Origin of the sequence: Mycobacterium sp., from assembly GCF_049585075.1 — a bacterium.
Lineage (GTDB): Bacteria > Actinomycetota > Actinomycetes > Mycobacteriales > Mycobacteriaceae > Mycobacterium.
Window position 1 is genome coordinate 1 of sequence record NZ_JBAUZA010000464.1, and the last position, 1,919, is coordinate 1,919.

Here is a 1,919-nt window from a genome sequence, read left to right on the forward strand (position 1 = left end):
GCTCAATATCAGATCCGCCGTCCAGGGCGGCGGCTCGGAGTCCGAGTTGGGCATCACGCCAAGCCCGACGTCGGCTGATGAAAGTGCTTGCGCAGCAGCCGAAGACAATACGGCGACGGTGTGACCCGACTGTTGCAGATCGCTCAGCGCCGCGACGAGCGCATCGTCGATCGATCCGTTGCCCGCAGGCCGCAGCTCGTCGAACGCGGGCCGCAACTCGCCAAGGTCGTCGATCTCCACCGAGATCAGATCCAGATCGGCCCGGCGGGCCTCGGCTACTACCGCCGAGGCCAGCGGATCGTGTGTGGGGCCGATGAGTGCTTCGATCTTCGCGCCGGCCGGCCCTCCGGGAACCGGATGCCAGCCCACCCGCAGGCCGCGTTTCTCCAGCAGCAGCTGGGCGCGGTTCCACGCCGGGGAAACCTCGTCCTCGTCGGCGCCACGGACCCGTACCACCCGCAGCGTGTTGGTGCACAGCACCCGGGGATCGACCAGCAGCGCGTCGACGCGATCCAGCCGGCGCAGGCTCTGCGGGCGCAGCGGCAAGACTTCGTGCTGGTCGGCCAGCCCTTGGCCAAGCGCCGCGGCGAACGATTCGCGGGTGGTGCGGGTGGCTTTCGGTGTGGTGACCAACGCCGCAGTCGAGGCCATGCCGAGGTTGCGTGTGGCGGCGCCGACGGCTCCGGTACTGATCGCCTGGAGCAATGCGCTGCGCCGCGAGTACCGCTCGACTGGGCCCTCCGGCAGCGGCACTGGGCGAGACGGCGGGTGGACCTCCGCGTAATCGGCATGACCGGCCAACGTCGGCTCGTGGCGGCTCCAGGCCTGCGCTTCGGCGCGCATTTCAGCGGCTTTCAGTGTTTCCATCATCAAGTCCACGGCCAGCGACGCCGGCGACAGCTCGATGACGTGCGCGGCTGTCATAGCCAAGCTCAGCACCGTGTCCGTTGCGGATAGGCCGATGCTCTGCTCAAGCAGACGCCGCACCCGCGGCTGGTAATCGACGGCCACCACCGCGGCCTCGAAACCGTAGTTCAGCCGCGGCCAGCGCAGCAGCCGGCCCGCGACCGCGGCGCCCACCCCGACGGCTGTAGCGCCGACGCCCACCGCCTTGGTGGCCAGAAGCAGACCGTCGCCCGGCAAAGCGTTCGGGCGCGGGGTGGTATCGATTGGGCTGCAACGTTTTTCGGCCTCGTCGACCACATTGCTCAGCTCGCGCAGCGAGGTCTGGTCGCCGTTCAGGGTGACCACTACCCGCGACAAAGGGCGGTTCAGGCTGGCCGAAGTGACCCCGGGACGCGCGTGAACGGCGTCGACGACGGCGCGGCCAAGCTCGGCGCCGCCCGGGCCGTCTAGCCCGCGGACCTCGATCCATGCCCGACCTTTGCCGCGCCAACTATGCCGGGTCAGCGTGGGCGCCGGCAACCCGTCCGAAAGCGCTTTGACGCCTTCTCGAACCGGGATCACGGCCATGGTCAGGCCCGTCGAGGCGACCGTGCCCAACGAGCCTGCGGCATTCGCCGCGGTTTGCACAGTGGCGCCGACTAGCGCAGAGGTTGCCTGTATACCAAGCGCGACCGCGCGGAGCGGAGATGCTCGCACTGTTCCGACGGTACCCAACCGAGGGGATTAACGACGGGCGCGCGACTGTGTGCCGCGCGACCGTGCCGGCGCCCGCTTGGCCGGCGATTTGCGTGGCGCAGATGACCGGGACGAACTAGCCGAACTGGTCGACTTCGACGGAGCCGACTTCATCGGTGTGACCGACGCCTTGTGCGAACCGTCGGCATGCCCGTTATTCAGCTGCCGCAGCAAGAGAGCGCCGCCGCCGATGGCCAACACCAGCGGCCATTCGATCAGCCCGGCGACGCCGAGCGCGCCCAACGTCAGCGCGGCTGCCGGCACCGAATGGCTACCAC

At 69.1% G+C, this 1,919-nt stretch carries 2 pseudogenes; both read right to left on the bottom strand.

From position 1 onward, the window contains the following. A pseudogene (locus WB785_RS21920) lies at positions 1–1,602 on the bottom strand (cation-translocating P-type ATPase); the annotation flags it as partial. Positions 1,603–1,796: 194 nt separating this feature from the next. Continuing rightward, positions 1,797–1,919: pseudogene (locus tag WB785_RS21925) on the bottom strand (hypothetical protein); the annotation flags it as partial.